Here is a 19080-nt window from a genome sequence, read left to right as displayed (position 1 = left end):
GCTTTTCTATTGTATTTTTTGTAATTGTTGAACGTACATCGTCACTTTCCATCTCTCCTCCGGAGTTAACTGAGAAGCATGTGAACCCATGTTATTTAAACCGTACATGATCGTATGGTAAATCTTTCCGGCCGATAAATCTTTCATCATTCCACCACGTGAAGATGCAGCGTCACCATGATAAGAAGGTACGCCAGAATATTTCTCTATTTGTACCAGGTGGCCTTTACCATCACCTGCGTCACCATGACATGGACCGCAAAATACAGTGTAGTATTTTTTACCGCTTAACAGGTTCTCAGAATTTAATGCTAATGGATTAACTAATTCCGCACCAGCAGCTTCGTAACCTTCTTTTGTATTCGCATACTCGTATTTAACAAATCCAATTGGATCAGTATTCGGAGGTGGCGTCTGCGCAGTTTGTCCGTTTGCAAAGTTCTTATTTGGCTGATCCGGATTGTAGGCCAATGGATCATACATATTTCTTGCAAATTCCAGACCTGTGCTTTGTTTATCGCTGCATGACGAAAGAGACACAGCTGCAGTCAAAGCAAAAAATGCTATAGATACTATTCTTGTCTTATTCATAGCTAACATACTTCCTTTCATTATATTTTACCTCTAAAGCACCTGCCTCTTTTAATAAATTATCAATTTTTACGTGCTCTGCGTTGTCTTTAGCATCAATAGCGATGATAAAACGATCATCTGTTGCGCGTAAATCCATTACTCTTGGTGCACGGCCTGGAAACAAGTGTGTAGAAGCATAATAAGACCCTACCAATCCAAACGCACAAAACAAGATGGTTAACTCAAATGTAATTGGAATAAAATCTGCCAATGGAAAATGTGGCTTACCACCAATATTAACCGGCCAGTCAATTACAGTTGCCCAATAAACAAATGATAACATGGTGATTGTACCTGTTATACCAAAGCAGAATGCCGCAATGTCTAACCGGGAACGCTTTACCCCTAATTTGGCTTCGATACCGTGTATAGGCATAGGTGTATATACATCGTGTATCTTAATGTTATTTTCCTGTAGCTTATCAATGCCGTGCATCATTTCGTCAGGATCGCCAAAACTGCCTAAGATATATTTGATATTACTCATTGTTATATTTTTGCGTAATCTTCTTGTTTAACACTATCGAATTTCTCTAATGACTCTACATATTCATCAACATGTACCTTGTCAAGATGTCCTTCTTTTATCAACTTCATTTTACTTTGCTCACTTGCTGTTTTTAACAACAACTTCACCTCAGCAATGGCAATAGATGGTAATACCCTTAAGAACAATAAGAACAACGTAAAGAATAAACCAATTGATCCTACGAATACTGCCACATCAACCCATGTTGGGTAAAACATTGCCCAACTTGATGGCAGGTAATCACGGTGTAAGGAAGTAACGATAATTACGAAACGCTCGAACCACATACCAATATTTACAACGATTGACAAAATCCAGGTTGCAGGAATACTTGTACGGATCTTCTTGAACCATAATAACTGGGGTGAGATCACGTTACAAGTCATCATCATCCAGTATGCCCACCAGTAAGGTCCGGTTGAACGATTGATAAATGCGTATTGCTCATATTCAGAACCTGAATACCAGGCGATGAAAAATTCAGTGATATAAGCCACACCAACAATAGATCCCGTTAGAATAATGATTTTATTCATCGACTCAATGTGGAACATGGTAATATAGTTCTCTAGTCCCATTACTTTACGTACCACTAATAATAAGGTTAGTACCATCGCAAAACCAGAGAAAATCGCTCCAGCTACGAAGTATGGAGGGAAAATTGTCGTGTGCCATCCTGGAATAACAGACGTTGCAAAGTCCATAGATACAATTGTGTGTACCGACAGTACCAGCGGCGTTGAAATACCTGCAAGAATTAAGGAAACAGCTTCGAAACGTTGCCATGTTTTTACGTTACCATTCCAGCCGAAAGACAAAATGGTATATACACGGCGTTTTACACCTGAAGCACGGTCACGGATGGTTGCAATATCCGGTAACAAACCTGTATACCAGAATAACAAGGATACAGAAAAGTAAGTGGAGATGGCAAACATATCCCAAACCAGTGGTGAGTTAAAGTTAACCCATAAAGATCCGAATTGGTTTGGTAATGGAAGTACCCAGTAAGCTAACCATGGTCTACCCATGTGAGATACTACATAAGTAGCGGCGCAGATAACGGCAAAAATAGTCATTGCCTCTGCAGATCTGTTGATGGAATTCCGCCAGTTTTGACGGAACAGTAATAATACAGCTGAGATTAGTGTTCCAGCGTGACCAATACCTACCCACCACACGAAACCGGTGATATCCCAGGCCCAGCCTACTGTTTTATTTAATCCCCATGCGCCAATCCCGGTCCAGAAAGTGTAACCCACTGCTACCATCCATAGTAAGGCGCCCAGTGAAGCCACGATAAATCCTATCCACCAGGCCTTGTTTGGCTTATTCTCTACCGGGTCCAAAATATCATTCGTAATTTTTGCATACGTGATATCGTTACCGGTAATTAATGGTTCTCTTAATATTGATTCGTTATGTCCTGACATAGTATCTATTATTTAATATCAGCTTACGCTGGTATTGTACCTGTATTTCTAATTTTTGTCATATAACCGATACCCGGTTGTACATTAATCTCTTCCAACACGTAATATGTACGTTGACTGCGTAAAGCTTTAGAAACTTCCGATTCCGGATCGTTACCGTCACCAAATACAATTGCATTAGCCGGACATGCCTGTTGACAAGCCATTTGGATATCACCATCTTTCAATGGACGTTTTTCCATTTTGGCTGCTAATTTACCACCTTGTATACGTTGAATACACATTGAACATTTCTCCATTACACCTCTTGAACGAGTAGTAACTTCAGGATTAAGAACAAGTTGTGTAAATTCGTTATTCAAGTAGTTGTCAAAACGAGAGTCATTCCAGTAGTTAAACCAGTTAAAACGACGCACTTTATATGGACAGTTGTTTGCACAGTAACGTGTACCTACACAACGGTTATAAGCCATATGGTTTAAACCATCTGATGAGTGTACCGTTGCTAAAACCGGACAAACCGTTTCACAAGGTGCATGATCACAATGTTGACAAAGCATCGGTTGATTAACAACAGATACGCGGTCAAGATTTTCAAGGCTTGCAATTTCTTTCTCTTCAGAAACGCTGTTACCACCATCATCAAAACTGTAATAACGATCGATACGGATCCAGTGCATTTCTCTTCTCTTGCGAACCTCATCACGACCAACAACAGGAATGTTGTTTTCTACGTTACAGGCTACAATACAAGAACCACAACCTGTACAAGCGTTTAAATCAATCGCCATTACCCAGTTGTTTGCCGGGGTTTCGAATTTATCCCATAAATCGTACGTTTTATGTTTTGCACCGTGGTTACCAGAACCAGCTGCAGGATCTTTAACATATTCAGTGAAGGTTGCTTCACGAATAATGTTTCTTCCTTCGAAAGAGTGGTGAGTTTGTGTTTGTGCTAATTCATAGGTAGCGCCTGTTTTAGACAAACTTACCGTAGTAGCATATTGTTGCGTACCATTAACAAAGGTTACAAAAGGATAAGCGTTTTTACCAACGTTATCTCCTGCTTTCCCAGCTTTCGTACGTCCATACCCTAAGGCAATAGAAGCGGTTCCTTGTGCCTGACCAGGTTGAATCAATACAGGCAATTCAATCGTATAACCATTAGCTGCTTTTACAGAAACTACATCAAACTCTTTGAAGCCTAATTGTTCTGCAAACTTTGGAGCCAAAGCAATGTAATTATCCCAGGTTACTTTACTCACTGGATCAGGTAACTCCTGTAAGAATGCGTTGTTGGCATATCTACCATCACGCATAGGTACACTTTCGTAAACCTGTAACTCCACATCTTTTGCTAATGCTTTGCTACTGTTTAATACAGATTGCGAAACTGAAGCTAAGGATAAGCTGAAGGTGTAAGTACCAGCTGCTTTCGGAGCTGCCGTTAGCACACCTAATTGCAACAAATCGTTCCAGGTTTTTCCTGTAACTGGCAGAATATTTTTCTCCCAGTTGTTACGAACATATTGGTAGTAATCCTGAACAGGTGCATTAGCCCATACTAACAAGCTCTGCTCTGCCTGACGGGCATTAAATACCGGGTTAATGGTCGGCTGTACAATTGAATAAGTTCCTTGGTAAATATTGGCATCACCCCATGACTCTAAATAGTTTAGGTTAGTGGCAATAACATCACATAGTGTAGACGTCTCATCTTTACGATCAGAGAAGGAAACTTTTAAAGCAACTTTAGCTAATGCAGCTTCGAATGCTTTAGTATTAATTGCATCGTAAGCTGGGTTAGAGTTTAAGAAGAAAACAGCAGCTACTTCGCCTCTGTCCATTTCTTTAACCAACTCTGCAAATTCAGCATCGTTACCTGCGTAACGTGTATTTGGATTATCTAAATCTATTGTTGTACCATAACTACCAATGCTGGAGTTAATGGCATTTACTAAAATCTGTGTAGAAACATCGTTAGAGCCAGAAACCACTAATGATTTACCTGCATTCAGTAGGAGTTCTTTAGCAATTAGTTTTAAAGCTTTCTCTACAGTCGTATTATTTGGCAATACACCACCTGCTAAAGAAGAACCTGTAACTGCATTGTAAAGTGTAATTAAAGCTGGACCTTCTTCCGACAGTTTAATAGGCAAACGTGTATCAGCATTTGAACCAGTAATGCTCATTCCTGTTTCAAACTGAAAATGTCTTGACATTTTTCCGCTAGCTAAGGACTTCGCATTTCTGTTAGAAACATATTGTGAAGTAAACTCTTCTCCACTAATCCATGTTCCAAGGAAATCAGCGCCAAAACTTACAATAAGGTCTGCCTTATCAAAATTATATTTAGGCAATACTGCTTTACCAAAGCTATTTTCATTTGCTTTTATGATACCAGTATAAGAAACGGCATCATATTGTACATGTTTAGTCGTTGGGTAGGCTGTAATAAAGTCAGCAACAACACTTTTGGTTGAAGGACTATCTACAGATGAAGAAACGATACGTATTTTTTTACCCGATGCTTGTGCTTTATTTAACTCTCCTTTTACAAACTCGTCAACTTTAGTCCAGGTTGTTTCTTCGTTTTTAACGATAGGAGCCTTAAGTTTCGACACATCGTATAAATCTAATACAGAGGCTTGAGCCTGTGCATCAGTTCCAAGCTTGAACTGTCCGCCATTTGGATTTGGTTCAATCTTGATTGGTCTTCCTTCTCTGGTTTTAACTAAAACACTTTGGCCGTTATAGGTAGACACATAGTAATTAGGTATACCTGGAACAACCTCTTCCGGTTTAACTAAATAAGGGATTGATTTATGAACAGGAGCAGGCTGACAAGCAGCCAATGTTACCGCACCTAAACCAAAGCCAAGCGCTTTTAAAAAGTCGCGGCGAGGAGTTACGGTACTTAATCCTGCTTCATTTAAAACATCTTCTATTGGAAGGGGCTCAGCAAATTCGTTCTTGTTGTTTTCAACAAAATCCGGAGTCTTTTTATACTCTTCTAAGCCTTTCCAGTATTTTTTATTGCTTTCCATTTAAGCTTTATTACTGTTTATCGAACGTTCTTTTCTTTACTAACTCTTATTAATAGTGACATTTACCACACTCAAGACCACCAAGGGCAGCAGGCGTAATTTTCTCGCCTTTCTTGATTTTCTCGTGAGCCTCAATGATTTTGGTATAAAATGCATTATCCTTTACATTAAGCTCCGTAGACTTGTGGCAATCCACACACCACTTCATTGTCAATGGCGAATACTGGTAAAGCTCTTCCATAGTATCAACAGGACCGTGACAAGCGAAACAAACTGGTTCGTTTGGCTGTAATCCTTTTTCTTTACGGATCGCTTCCTCACCTACCACAACGTGTTGTGAGTGATTGAAGTAAGCGAAATCAGGCAAGTTGTGTACACGAACCCATTCTACCGGCTTTTCTTTAGACTTATCGTAAGTCATGTGATCGGCATCATACCCTAAAGCATTGTAGATTTTTTGAATCTCAGGAGAAATGTTTCCATCGTAATTATCTCTGCCCTGAACCTGCTTATGGCAGTTCATACACACGTTAAGTGATGGTATAGAAGCATTTTTCGATTTGAAAGCGCCAGAGTGACAATATTGACAATCAATTTGATTGATACCGGCGTGTAATTCGTGAGAAAACTTGATCGGCTGCACCGGTTGATAACCCGTGTGAATACCTGTATTCCACATACCCATCCAGCCATATGACCCTAATGTGATCACAAGACATAGAATAAAGAATAATACAAATTTTTTGTTTTTGAATAAACCTGCTACACCTGTAACAACAGACACCTTTGCAGGCTCTACAACCTCAACACCTTGTTTTTGAAGGATCAAACGCTCCAACATTTTAATGGCCTTAGCCAATACCACAAGGACTACTATTGAAATTAAGATGATGGCTAAAACACCAGCTAAAGAGAAGTTAGAAACCTCATCAGAAGCACCACCACCTACTGCAGCAGCGTCACCTTCTTTTTTAGGTTCACCTTCTTTTACATAAGCGATAATGCTTTTAATTTGCTCTGGTGTAAGCGTTGGAAAAGCAGTCATTTCTGCATTCGCGCTCCACTTTGAAGCTTCAACCGCTTCCGCATCACCAGATGCAATCATTGCTGGCGCATTGTGAATCCATTTCAGCAAAAACTCTTCACTTTTTGAAGCCACTATTGGTTGCAGTGCAGGACCAGTCATGTCACGGTCTAAAGCATGACATGAAGTACACTTTTCCCTAAAAATTTTCCTTCCTTCGACAACATCCTGTGCCTGTGTAGCAGAAACGATTAAAACAGATAGAGCCGTTATCATAAATGCCGACTTCCAAACTCTTCTAATGATCAATGAGATATCCCTCATAATGAGTATTTTATACAATTTTTTAAATAACTTAAAATTATAATCAATGTTTAACGACTTAGCTATACATCAAAAACGTGAACAAAAGTAAAGTTTATTAAGTTATCAATGACAAATTAATGACACCAAATACAATTTATAACCATTCTAAACAATCCCCTTACATGCCCTAAACGACCATATATCAGCTTTTTTTCTAAATTTTTACTGATCTCATCCTTAACTAAAATGAGCCGTCGTTTGGATATTTAATTTACATTTTTAATATCCAGGCAAAAATCAATGGCGCAACAATTGTAGCATCAGATTCCACAATAAATTTAGGCGTATTAATATCTAATTTACCCCAGGTAATTTTCTCATTTGGCACTGCTCCTGAATATGAACCATAAGAAGTGGTCGAATCAGAAATTTGGCAAAAGTAACTCCAGAAAGGAATGTTAGGCATTTCCATATCCTGGTAAAGCATTGGTACCACACAAATTGGGAAATCCCCAGCTATACCGCCGCCAATTTGAAAAAAGCCTATCCCCTTACCTTCGCTGTTTTTAATGTACCAATCAGCTAAATAGCCCATATACTCAATACCACTTTTCATTGTGGTTGCAATTAACTCGCCCTTCATTACATACGAAGCGAAGATGTTACCCATTGTCGAATCTTCCCATCCAGGAACAACAATTGGCAAATTCTTTTCTGCAGCAGCCAACATCCAGGAGTTCTTTGGATCGATCTCATAATATTGCTCTAACACGCCACTTAGTAACATTTTGTACATAAACTCATGTGGAAAATAACGCTCACCTGCTGTATCAGCATCTTTCCAAAGTTTATGAATATGTTTTTGTAACCTGCGGAAGGCTTCTTCTTCTGGTATACAAGTATCGGTAACCCTGTTGTAATGGTTTTCTAAAAGGTCCCACTCGTCCTGCGGACTTAAATCTCTGTAATTCGGAACCCTTTTATAATGTGAATGGGCTACAAGATTCATAATATCTTCTTCCAGGTTTGCCCCTGTACAAGAAATAATAGATACTTTATCCTGACGAATCATTTCTGCCAAAGAAATACCCAATTCTGCTGTACTCATCGCTCCAGCAAGGGTAATCATCATTTTTCCACCCTCGTCTAAATGGGTTTCATATCCTTTTGCAGCATCCATCATGGCTGCAGAATTGAAGTGAAGGTAATTACCCTCCATGAATTGCGAAATAGGTCCTCTTGTGCTCATCTGTTTATGTATAAAAGTCCAAAAATAGTCAATATTTCTCAAATCAGACATAATCCTGATAAACTCGCCAAAGAAACCATTGCATTTATTTATATACTTCCTTTACATTTGGGGCGATGAAATATTTTCCGGCATTTTTCCTGCTTCTATTCTGCAGCCTCCACGCTCTTGGGCAAAAGAAATTAATCCAACGTCTTTTATCAAATGATGTAGATACCACCCGCCGGCCTAGTTTTATGCCAATACCCGTAGTAGGCTATAGCCAGGAGAACGGCTTTGAATTTGGTGTAGGAACGTTGTACTCCACCTATATGGATGCTGCGGATCCCCAAAACCGCAGCTCCAACTTCTCAGCCTTAGGCTCCATCACCACTAAAAAGCAATATAACGTTTCACTAAAAAGTGATATCTATACCAAGGAAAACAAATACCATTTATTAGGTGAACTGAAGTTTAAAAGAACTCCTTTTAATTTTTACGGTATTGGTAATGAAACCCTGGAACGTAATGAGAATAAGGTGCTAGAGGAATTATTCAAAATACAGCTTGAAGCAGAAAAAGCGCTGCTCCCTAATACCTATACAGGCCTATCGGTAGCCTTTGAAAACTATCAATATACAGATCGAGGCGAAGGAGGCCTGTTTTCTACTGACCCTCATCTGGTAGACAGGCAAGGTGGACCGGTGTTATTTTTAGGTCTTTCTCAAAGTTACGACACCCGAAACTCTAATAACTACCCGACAAAAGGCTTTTTTGGAAGAGTAACTTATCAATATGCGCCTAACCTGTTTTCAAAAAGCAATTACAGTGCTAGCCAGATCCGTGTAAAATTAAGCAACTTCTTCCCGCTGGCTAACCGACTGGTACTTGGCTTAAATGGAATATACTATACGGTACAAGGCAAAAACACCCCCTTCTACTTATTACCACAACTGGGTAATGACGAGATGATGCGGGGTTATTATAAAGGTCGTTACCGTGATCAAAACTTACTTACTGCCCAAACCGAACTCCGTTATCGCTTTAGTAATCGCTTCGGACTGGTTGGTTTCGCAGGCGCAGGCCGGGTCTTTGAAAATGGAAACTTCTCCTTACAGGGATTGAAACCGAATTACGGCGCCGGTGGAAGGTATTTCTATGATCCCGCTAAAGGATTAAGTATCAGACTGGATTATGGGGTTGGCGGCATGGCGCCAAACGAGAAACGCCAGAGTGGCTTTTACATCAGTCTGGCCGAAGCATTCTAAAACTGTTTATATTTCAACTTAAAATGTTCTTTGGCCTGACCCTTTTTAAAATATACGAGGCCAATCCAAAATAAATCAATGGTCACCGTTACCTCAGGGTGTGCCTTAATTTCTTCCCAAGCTTCCTTCATGCCTTTGCTCCAATAAATATCGTCAAAAATCAACAGGGAGTTTTCATGCACTTTCGGCAAACACCACTTAAAGTAATTCAATGTAGCATCCTTGCGATGGTTTCCATCAATATAAACGAAATCTACTTTTTCTTGTTTTGCCAATACTTCGGGCAACAGGGTATCAAAATTCCCTACCTGTAATTCCACATGGTCTAATTGCAGGTCCTTAAAGTTCTTTGCAGCAACCGCAGCCGTTTGCGGACAGCCCTCAATGGTCAGGATGTTAGCCTGCGGACAAGCTTTGGCCAGGTAAGCCGTGGTTAATCCCAGACAAGTACCCAATTCAATGACTTGCGCTGGTTCATTAGCTTTAGCCAATCGATAGATCAGCTGGGCTAAACGCGGACTTTTAAGTGCATTCTTTGCTATTTCTTTAACCTTTTTGCTTCTGTTTTTATTTAAGTGAGATCCTGCACCCAAATCGGTTACTTGTATCAATGCATCGTCACGATAAAGTTTTTTTCGCTGTTCTTCGATCGCATTATAATCAGGTCTTAAGTTAAAATCGTAAATTACCTCGTCAGCAAGCTTATAAACAAATGGAGAGTGTGTACCATGTCTGGTTTTAGCCGTAAAACGATGCTTTAGAAAATCAATAAAGAAATTAATATCCATATCGGCAAAAATAGACAAACGCACAATTGTAATTGCATATTATGGAAAATAGTACAGAAATAAGTGCTTTAGTTAAACTCCTCGATGATACGGATCAGGAAGTATTTCAACACGTAGAACAGCGTTTACTGGACTACGGACCAACAGCTATTGTGTATCTGGAAACTGCATGGGAGCAATCGCTGGACGTGTTGTTACAAGAACGCATAGAAAATGTGGTTCACCGTATACAGTTTAACACGGTCAAAGAAGACCTCAGGTTGTGGCAGCTTAGTGGAGCTTTCGATTTATTACAGGGCGCCATGATTATTAACCGCCATCAGTATCCAGACCTTGATGAACAAAAACTCCTTAACCAGATCGATGAAATCAAGCGCGATGTGTGGACAGGCCTGCAAGACGAGATGAGTTCTATCGAAAAGGTCAAATTAATCAACCACATCTTTTATACCCAGCATGGCTTTACCGGGAACGTAAAAAACCACCAGGACCCGCAAAACTCCTATATTAACCAGGTATTAGAAAGTAAAAAAGGGAACCAAATTTCTTTAGCCATTATTTACGCTACTGTTGCACAGAAACTCGATATTCCAGTATATGGAGTAAACCTGCCACAACACTTTATCCTTGGTTATCTTGATGAGGGGAAACAGGAACAGGATTATAGTGTCTTATTCTACATTAATGCGTTTAATAAAGGGGCAATATTTGGAAAACACGATGTAGATCAATTTCTTCGCCAGCTTAACCTCGAACCGCAGCCGGGTTATTATACCCCTTGTAGCAACAAGGAAATCATTGGAAGAGTGATCCGCAACCTCATTTCAGCTTATACCAACCAAGGGGCTCTCGAAAAAGTGGAGGAATTACAAGAACTGCAAGAGGTGTTAAACGACCATTAAAGCAATTTATTCATCAGCAACCAATTACGTAGCCTTTCAAACCATGGGTCGGTCGTCGACTTATTGTTTAAGCCAAATCCATGTCCCCCATTTTGGTAAACATGTAATTCTACCGGCACTTTATGTTCCACAAGTCCCTGCGCATATAACAGACTGTTTTGTACGGGTACACCGCCATCATCAGCAGCATGCACAATAAAAGCCGGAGGTGTTTGGGCATCTATATGTTTTTCATTAGAAAAGTAAGCCTTTTGCTCAGCTGAAGCTTCCTTCCCCAACAGGTTATTTGAGGTGCCCATATGCGGAAATGCTGCCAAAGAAATTACAGGATAAATAAGTAAGGAAAAAGCTGGTTTTACCTTAGCCGTTTTATCAGTAATTTTTGGAACATTATACCGTACAGACAAGGTCGAAGCCAGGTGACCGCCGGCAGAAAAACCCATTACACCAATTTTATCTGGATTAATGCCCCACTGTTTAGCATTTTTGTGTAATAGTGCCATTGCTTGTTGTGCGTCCTGTAATGGGCCAGTCGTCTTATCGTCCATGATCTGGTCATCAGGCAGCCTATATTTTAACACAAAAGCTGCAACGCCAATTTTATTAAATTCCTTTGCCACTTTATCTCCTTCATGATTGATGGCAAGGATGCCATAACCACCGCCTGGACAAATCAATACGGCCGTTCCAGTGGCACTCCCTTTCTCTGGAAGGTATACTGTTAACGTAGGTATTGAAACTTTACTTACCCTGATCACGCCATCGTCGCCGGCAACAGAAAGCTCTTTATAACTTTCAGGCACAGGTTTAGCACCCGGAATCGGACCATTATAAATCGGAACAACTTCCTGGGCAACAACCGGCCCGGTTAATATGGCTAACAAGATCAGGGTAAGGTTAAATTTCTTCATTAAAACTCCATTAAATAAGCTTTCAAAAAATCATTCAATTCACCATCCAATACCCCCTGGGCATTAGACGTTTCATAGTTTGTTCTCAGGTCTTTCACCAGTTTGTAAGGATGCAATACGTAATTGCGAATCTGCGACCCCCACTCTATTTTCATTTTAGAACCTTCCACCGCTGCCGAAGCTTCCATACGTTTACGCATTTCTGCCTCATATAACTGCGACTTCAATAAACGCAAAGCATTCTCTTTGTTTTGCAATTGCGAGCGTGACTCCTGGTTTTTAATCACGATACCCGATGGCTTGTGATATAAACGCACAGCGGTTTCCACTTTGTTAACATTTTGTCCACCAGCACCGCCAGAACGGAAAGTCTCAAATTCAATCTCCGAATCCTTCACTTCAATTTCGATGGTATCGTCTACCAAGGGGTACACATAAACTGAAGCAAAAGAAGTATGACGACGCGCATTTGAATCAAATGGAGAAATCCGCACCAGGCGATGTACCCCATTTTCTCCTTTCAGGTAGCCATAAGAGAAGTCGCCCATAAATTGTAGTGTTACAGATTTTACACCCGTTACCTCCCCTTCCTGGAAATCCTGCTCAGTTACTTTATAGCCATTTTTCTCGCCCCACATAATATACATCCGCATCAACATAGCCGCCCAGTCGCAACTTTCAGTACCACCTGCACCTGCAGTAATCTGCATCACCGCATTCAGCTGATCTTCCTTGCTGCTCAGCATATTCTTCAACTCCAGATTCTCTACTGTCGCCAAACATTGCTCATACTGCTCCTGCATTTCTTCTCCAGTGGCATCACCGGCCTGCATAAATTCAAAGAGCACCTCGGTATCATCGAGCTCACTTTTTGCCACCTGCCAGGCATCCGTCCAAACTTTTTTTGAGTTCAATGCAGCCAAATGTTTCTCCGCCTTTTTGGGATCATCCCAAAAATCTGGTTGCATGGTCATTTGCTGTGCTACATAAATATCCTCTAGTCGTGTTTCGACGTCAAAGATGCCTCCTCAGCGACGCTACTCTGTCCCTTAAATCCTGTATGTCTTCTTTAGTCATAGCTACAAATATATAATAATTACTAAGTGTCTCTTAAAATAAGCCCTTTAATTTATCCATCATGCCACCGCTTTTATCATCCGTTGTGCCCTTCGCCTGGTCCTGGCCCCCAAACATATTGGTGAGGTCTGATAGTTGAAATTTCCCATCTGGTCCAGCAATCTGACGCATAATGTCCTGTAGATCAAATGACTTGTCATTAGGGTCCTTCGTTTTGTTTGCAAACTTAGCCATGAGCATCGGTATCAGCGAAGCTGCAATTGATTTGGCACTGTCTATATTAACACCCATACCACCCAATTTCGCTGCAAAACCACTAGACGCCTGTTGAACCACGGCATTTCCTGATGCATCACCCCCACCCTTAAACATATTAACAAGTTCTGAGACGTTACCTGAAGATACCTGCTGTTTTAAGGCATCGAAAATAGACATAGATGCCGCAGATACTGCTTCCTCATTCCGTTCATTAGGGATGTCAGGGTTATTCACTATTGCATCCTGTGCATTTTCTTTAACTAATTGATTCAATTTCTCTACCATGATTTTATATTTTATTTAAAATTAATCCCTATTTAATGACGTGCAACAAATTAGCGGCCAAATCTGCAAGCCAAATGCTCCCTTTTATACGCATAAATACCTGTTTTGGTTTTCACAAATAAAATAAACCATTACATTTACATAAACACTATCATTATGCTACCATCAATAAATTTCACGGAAACTAAGGCTTATAAATACCTGGCCGATCATTTTATAAACATCAACGAGAAAAGTCTTAAAGATCTTTTTAACGAAGATCCCCAACGATTTGAAAAGTTCTCTGTCCTTTTCGATGATATGCTGTTAGATTATTCGAAAAACAGAATCGATGACACCACCATAGCGCTATTGGTGCAATTAGCCAAAGAGTGCAAACTTGATGAGGCCATTAAAGCCATGTTCAGTGGCGACGTGATCAACCAAACCGAAGGCCGCCCGGTGCTGCACATCGCACTGCGAAACCAAAGTTCAAAAAGCATCATCGTTGAAGGTAAAAACGTCATGGACGATGTGAATGCGGTATTATCGAAAATGGAAAAGTTTAGCGAAGCCATCATTTCCGGCGCATGGAAAGGCCATACAGGTAAATCTATTACTGATGTAGTCAACATTGGCATCGGCGGTTCTGACCTGGGTCCGGTCATGGTAACAGAAGCACTTAAAGCTTACAAAAACCACTTAAACCTTCACTTTGTTTCCAATATTGACGGTACTCACCTGGTAGAGACCTTAAAAACTCTAGATCCTGAAACCACTTTATTTTTAGTTGCCTCTAAAACTTTTACCACCCAGGAAACCATGACTAACGCCAATTCGGCAAGAGAATGGTTCCTGAACAGCGGAGCAGACACGTCAGCTATAGCCAAACATTTTGCAGCCTTGTCTACCAATGCAAAAGATGTTTCTGCTTTCGGAATTGATACCGAAAATATGTTTGAATTCTGGGACTGGGTTGGCGGCCGTTATTCGCTTTGGAGTGCTATAGGTTTACCTATTGCCTTAAGCATCGGTTTTGAAAACTTTAAACAATTGTTAGCCGGTGCACATGCTGCCGACAACCATTTCGAAACTACCCCTTTCGAAAACAATGTTCCAGTAATCATGGCCCTGGTAGGTATTTGGTATATTAATTTCTTTGATGCAGAAACACAAGCCATTTTACCTTACGACCAATACATGCACCGTTTTGCCGCGTACTTTCAACAAGGCGATATGGAGAGCAATGGTAAACATGTAGACCGTAATGGAGAAGAAATCTCTTATGAAACCGGCCCTATCATCTGGGGTGAACCAGGCACCAATGGACAGCATGCTTTTTACCAGCTGATACACCAGGGTACACGCCTTGTTCCCTGCGATTTCATCGCTCCTGCACAAAGTTTAAACCCATTAGGCAATCACCATCCCATTCTGTTGTCTAATTTCTTTGCACAAACTGAAGCCTTGATGAATGGAAAAACACTGGAACAGGTAAATGAAGAACTTCAGAAAGATGGAAAGTCAGCTGCCGAAATGGCCCAAATTGCGCCCTTCAAAGTCTTCGAAGGAAATCGTCCAACCAACTCCATCTTATTAAAACGTGTAACACCACACAGTCTAGGTAGTCTAATAGCAATTTATGAACATAAAATATTTGTACAGGGTATCATCTGGAACATCTTCAGTTTCGACCAATGGGGTGTTGAGCTGGGTAAACAACTGGCAAAAAGCATATTACCCGAACTCAATGACGACCAGCCGGTAAATAGCCATGACGCTTCTACCAATGGCTTGATTAATCAATATAAAGACTGGAGAAAATAAACTTAGATCTGACTATTAATAACCAATAATAAATAAAAGCTACCTAACCTTCTCGCTTAAAAGCTTGGCAGAAGCTTTGGGTAGCTTTACAACCTTAACAATTAATTATTTATGAAAAAAACGCTCTTTTTGACAATGGCCATTTCAGGGATATTCCTGAATACATTCGCCCAGCAGGTTAAATTTTCCGAGTTCGACTTGGATAATGGCCTGCATGTTATCCTGCACCAGGATAAAACCGCCCCTGTGGTAGCTGTCTCCGTAATGTACCATGTAGGTTCTAAAGATGAAGAAACAGAAAGAACCGGTTTCGCACATTTTTTTGAACACCTTTTGTTTGAAGGTAGTGAAAACATGAAACGAGGTGAGTTTATGAAAATTGTGAGTAGTAATGGTGGTCAGAACAATGCCAACACCTCACATGACAGGACGTTTTATTACAACATTTTCCCCTCTAATCAACTAGAGCTAGGCTTATGGCTGGAAAGCGAACGTATGCTTCATCCCAAAATCGATGAAGTGGGTGTTAAAACACAAAACGAGGTGGTCAAAGAAGAGAAAAGACTACGAATAGACAATTCTCCATATGGAAAATTTACAGAGAACATTTTCAAACACTTATTTGATGGGCACCCTTACCGTTGGCAGCCAATTGGCTCCATGGAGCACTTGGATGCCGCTAAACTAAGTGAGTTCCTGGCTTTCTTTAAAAAGTACTATGCGCCTAATAATGCTGTACTTACCATAGCCGGAGATATTGATGTTGCAAAAACCAAACTTCAAGTAAAAAAGTATTTCGATGAGGTACCAAAAGGTGAACCAGTCGTTAGACAGAAATATACGTTAAAACCTATCGAGAAGGAAATTATCGATACCGCTTACGATGCCAACATTCAAATTCCTGCCATCTTTGCCGCTTACCGTGTCCCAGGAATGAAAAGTCGCGATAGCCAGGTATTGGGTCTAATCAGCAACCTGCTGTCTGCAGGTGGAAGTTCCAGGTTAAGCACAAAAATGGTAGATGATAAAAAAACCGCCTTACAGGTAGCAGCCTTTAACTATACGCTAGAAGATTATGGCGCTTACATCACTTTAGCCCTACCCAACAACAATACCCCACTTAACGATCTGTTGAAAGATATTGACGAAGAGGTAGTTCGTTTGCAAACTGACCTGATCAGCGAAGCAGAATACACAAAACTCCAAAATCAGTTTGAGAATAGTTACATCAGCGCCAATAGCAGGATGATTGGCGTGGCCGAAAACCTTGCTAATGGGTATAGTTTTCACGAAAAAAATACAAATGAAATTAATGAGCAACTGAAGCAGATTAAAACCATCACCAGGGAAGAAATCAGAGATGTAGCACGCAAATACCTTAATAAAAACCAGCGTGTGGTTCTATATTATTTACCAAAGAAATAAGCTGATTTCCTCATCAAAAAGAACTGAAAAATGAAAAAGATATTCCTATTTGCCCTGGCTACCGTATGCATACAAGTTGCTTCGGCTCAAAAATTAGATAGAAGCGTTAAGCCAACTCCTGGTCCGCCACCCACCATAACCTTTGCCGACCCGGTAACCTATAAACTTCCCAATGGCATCACCATACTTGTGGTAGAAAACCACAAATTACCTAAGGTTACCGCAACTTACAGCATTGATGCTGGTCCGATTACGGAAGGCGAAAAAGCCGGTGTCATCCAGTTGATGGGTGGTATGTTAAATGAAGGTACCACGACAAAAACTAAAGTGCAGTTTGACGAAGCCGTTGATCAGATGGGTGCCGACGTTGGCCTGAGTGCTACTGGAGGAAGTGTTTCTTCACTCACACGTTATTTCGACAAAGCCTTTATCTTAATGGCCGATGCCATGAAAAACCCAGCTTTTCCACCTGCTTCTTTTGAGAAGTTGAAGTCGCAAACCATCACCGGATTAAAATCTAATGAACGTAGCGCTAAAGCAATCTCTCAACGTGTAGTCAATGCCTTATCTTACGGCACAAGCCACCCTAACGGAGAGTTTATTACAGAAAAAAGCGTGAATGGGATTACCCTTGACGATGTTAAAAGTGCCTACAAAACATATGCAACCCCATCAAGAGGTTACCTGACATTTGTGGGCGACATTAAACCTGAGGCAGCAAAAGCTTTAGCGATTAAAGCATTTGGCGACTGGAAAGGAAATAATTTAAGTCTTCCGGTACTTACAAAGGTTACTAACCCAGCAAAAACAGAAATTAATGTCATCGACCTCCCTACAGCTGTACAATCGGAAATTACAGTAACTAACCTGGTCGACTTGCCAATGAGCAGTCCGGATTACCATGCGGTATTACTGGCCAACCAGATATTAGGAGGTGGTTCTGATTCAAAACTGTTTAGAAACCTGCGCGAAAAACATGGCTTCACCTATGGTGCTTATTCTTCTACAGGTGCAGGTCGTTTTCAAACGAAGTTTGAGGCTAATGCCGCAGTTAGAAATGAAAAGGTAGATAGTGCTGTGGTGGAGTTCCTCAAGGAGATTAACAACATGCGTACGGTTAAAGTGAGTAACGAAGAACTACAAAACACCAAAAACCTTTATAATGGATCTTTTGCGCTAGGCTTAGAAAACCCAGCACGCATGGCTTCTTTTGCCAGCAACATCCTGATCAATAACCTGCCAAAAGATTTTTACCGTACTTACCTGCAAAAAATCAATGCGGTAACACCAGATGATATCTTGCGCGTGAGCAAAAAGTACTTCGGCTATAACGATACCCGAATTGTGATTGTTGGAAAACAGGAAGTATTCCTGCCTGGCTTAAAGAAACTAGGCTATACGGTCAAAAGTTTTGATAACTACGCCGTTCCCGTAGCAGATAATTCAGCAAAAAAAGTAGCCGTAACGAAGTCGGGACAGGAAATTATTGCAGGTTACCTGACCGCCATTGGAGGTGAAACCGAACTTAAAAAAGTTACGTCTTTATTGCAAACGGGCGATTTCGAAGTTCAAGGCCAAAAGTTAAACGCAACCATCAAGTACATGCACCCCAACCTGGAAAGCACCGAGATTTTGATGAATGGTACATCAGTGATGAAACAGGTGTTTAATGGCACTACTGGTTTCCAAAGCCAGATGGGTCAGAAAAAAGATGTTACCGGCGATGAATTAGCGGAGAAAAAAGCTAAAAAGGGAATTTTTGAACAATTGTACTACAATGGCAAAAAACTGGAAGTAGCTGGTGTAACTAAAGTAGGCCCAGCAGATGCTTATAAGTTAATTGTAACGGGAGACAATGGCAAAAAAGGAACTGAGTACTACGATGTGAAATCAGGTCTCTTGTTAAAAGAAGAAAAAACTGCCAAAGTCAATGGCACGGACATTACCCAGATTGCCGAATACAGCGATTACCGCAAAGCAGGCAGTGTGATGATACCTTATAAAATTAATCAATCAGTGGTTACCCCAATGGGCAACCAGGACTTTTCAATAACGGTTAAAGATGTTAAAGTCAATGCAGAGGTGAAAACCGCTGATTTTAATTAAATCTTCACCATTTTAACTTTTCGGGGGTTGTTCCACTTATTGGAACAACCCCTT

15 protein-coding genes are annotated in these 19080 nt (G+C 40.6%); 5 read left to right on the top strand and 10 right to left on the bottom strand.

The annotated features are described in order from the left end of the window. Positions 1-6: 6 nt before the first annotated feature. From IWX76_RS08860 to IWX76_RS08835, 6 genes are all read right to left on the bottom strand, one after another. Positions 7-591 carry a c-type cytochrome gene (locus IWX76_RS08860; RefSeq protein ID WP_334641557.1) on the bottom strand — a complete coding sequence of 195 codons (585 nt, stop codon included), beginning with the start codon at positions 589-591 and terminating at the stop codon, positions 7-9. Continuing rightward, positions 584-1120 (bottom strand): DUF3341 domain-containing protein, encoded by a 537-nt coding sequence (locus tag IWX76_RS08855; protein WP_196859544.1) that lies wholly within the window; start codon positions 1118-1120, stop codon positions 584-586. Before IWX76_RS08855 ends, IWX76_RS08860 begins: the two co-directional genes overlap by 8 nt. A 2-nt stretch (positions 1121-1122) precedes the next feature. Next, complete coding sequence (gene nrfD, locus IWX76_RS08850; protein WP_196859543.1) at positions 1123-2595, bottom strand: NrfD/PsrC family molybdoenzyme membrane anchor subunit; 1473 nt, start codon at positions 2593-2595, stop codon at positions 1123-1125. A gap of 23 nt (positions 2596-2618) precedes the next feature. Then, positions 2619-5642 carry a TAT-variant-translocated molybdopterin oxidoreductase gene (locus IWX76_RS08845; protein ID WP_196859542.1) on the bottom strand — a complete coding sequence of 1008 codons (3024 nt, stop codon included), beginning with the start codon at positions 5640-5642 and terminating at the stop codon, positions 2619-2621. Between the two features lie 49 nt (positions 5643-5691). Next, positions 5692-6990, bottom strand: a complete 1299-nt coding sequence (locus IWX76_RS08840; RefSeq protein ID WP_196859541.1) for a cytochrome c3 family protein — start codon at positions 6988-6990, stop codon at positions 5692-5694. Positions 6991-7243: 253 nt separating this feature from the next. Then, complete coding sequence (locus tag IWX76_RS08835; RefSeq protein WP_196859540.1) at positions 7244-8221, bottom strand: deoxyhypusine synthase family protein; 978 nt, start codon at positions 8219-8221, stop codon at positions 7244-7246. A gap of 116 nt (positions 8222-8337) precedes the next feature. Here IWX76_RS08835 and IWX76_RS08830 point away from each other — a divergent pair, with 116 nt between their 5' ends. Beyond that, entirely contained in the window at positions 8338-9468 is a 1131-nt protein-coding gene (locus IWX76_RS08830) for a BamA/TamA family outer membrane protein (RefSeq protein ID WP_196859539.1), read from the top strand. Here IWX76_RS08830 and IWX76_RS08825 read toward each other — a convergent pair. Continuing rightward, complete coding sequence (locus IWX76_RS08825) at positions 9465-10256, bottom strand: O-methyltransferase (RefSeq protein WP_196859538.1); 792 nt, start codon at positions 10254-10256, stop codon at positions 9465-9467. The two genes, IWX76_RS08830 and IWX76_RS08825, sit on opposite strands and share 4 nt — an antisense overlap. Before the next feature lie 41 nt (positions 10257-10297). Between IWX76_RS08825 and IWX76_RS08820 the strand changes: the two genes are divergently transcribed. Further along, positions 10298-11158 carry a transglutaminase-like domain-containing protein gene (locus IWX76_RS08820; protein WP_196859537.1) on the top strand — a complete coding sequence of 287 codons (861 nt, stop codon included), beginning with the start codon at positions 10298-10300 and terminating at the stop codon, positions 11156-11158. Here IWX76_RS08820 and IWX76_RS08815 read toward each other — a convergent pair. The 3 genes from IWX76_RS08815 to IWX76_RS08805 all read right to left on the bottom strand — a co-directional run bounded on the left by IWX76_RS08815 (position 11155) and on the right by IWX76_RS08805 (position 13689). Continuing rightward, positions 11155-12069 carry an alpha/beta hydrolase gene (locus IWX76_RS08815; RefSeq protein WP_196859536.1) on the bottom strand — a complete coding sequence of 305 codons (915 nt, stop codon included), beginning with the start codon at positions 12067-12069 and terminating at the stop codon, positions 11155-11157. The genes IWX76_RS08820 and IWX76_RS08815 overlap by 4 nt on opposite strands. After that, positions 12069-13146, bottom strand: a protein-coding gene (gene prfB / locus IWX76_RS08810; RefSeq protein ID WP_196859535.1) for a peptide chain release factor 2 whose coding sequence is annotated in 2 segments (ribosomal slippage) — positions 12069-13085 and positions 13087-13146 — 1077 coding nt in all. Because the reading frame shifts where the segments join, the coding sequence is not laid out codon by codon here. Before prfB ends, IWX76_RS08815 begins: the two co-directional genes overlap by 1 nt. Positions 13147-13179: 33 nt before the next feature. After that, the gene (locus tag IWX76_RS08805) at positions 13180-13689 is read right to left on the bottom strand and encodes a DUF937 domain-containing protein (RefSeq protein WP_196859534.1); all 510 of its coding nucleotides are present in this window, start codon (positions 13687-13689) and stop codon (positions 13180-13182) included. A 156-nt stretch (positions 13690-13845) separates the two neighbouring features. On the opposite strand from IWX76_RS08805, the gene pgi reads away from it, so the two are divergent. From pgi to IWX76_RS08790, 3 genes are all read left to right on the top strand, one after another. After that, complete coding sequence (pgi, locus tag IWX76_RS08800) at positions 13846-15495, top strand: glucose-6-phosphate isomerase (RefSeq protein WP_196859533.1); 1650 nt, start codon at positions 13846-13848, stop codon at positions 15493-15495. Between the two features lie 111 nt (positions 15496-15606). Next, complete coding sequence (locus tag IWX76_RS08795; protein ID WP_196859532.1) at positions 15607-16920, top strand: M16 family metallopeptidase; 1314 nt, start codon at positions 15607-15609, stop codon at positions 16918-16920. Positions 16921-16950: 30 nt separating this feature from the next. Next, positions 16951-19026 (top strand): M16 family metallopeptidase, encoded by a 2076-nt coding sequence (locus IWX76_RS08790; protein WP_196859531.1) that lies wholly within the window; start codon positions 16951-16953, stop codon positions 19024-19026. The last annotated feature ends 54 nt before the right edge of the window (positions 19027-19080 follow it).

The organism is Pedobacter sp. CAN_A7 (assembly GCF_015752175.1).
Taxonomy (GTDB): Bacteria; Bacteroidota; Bacteroidia; order Sphingobacteriales; family Sphingobacteriaceae; genus Pedobacter.
This window is presented reverse-complemented; position numbering and strand designations above follow the sequence as displayed.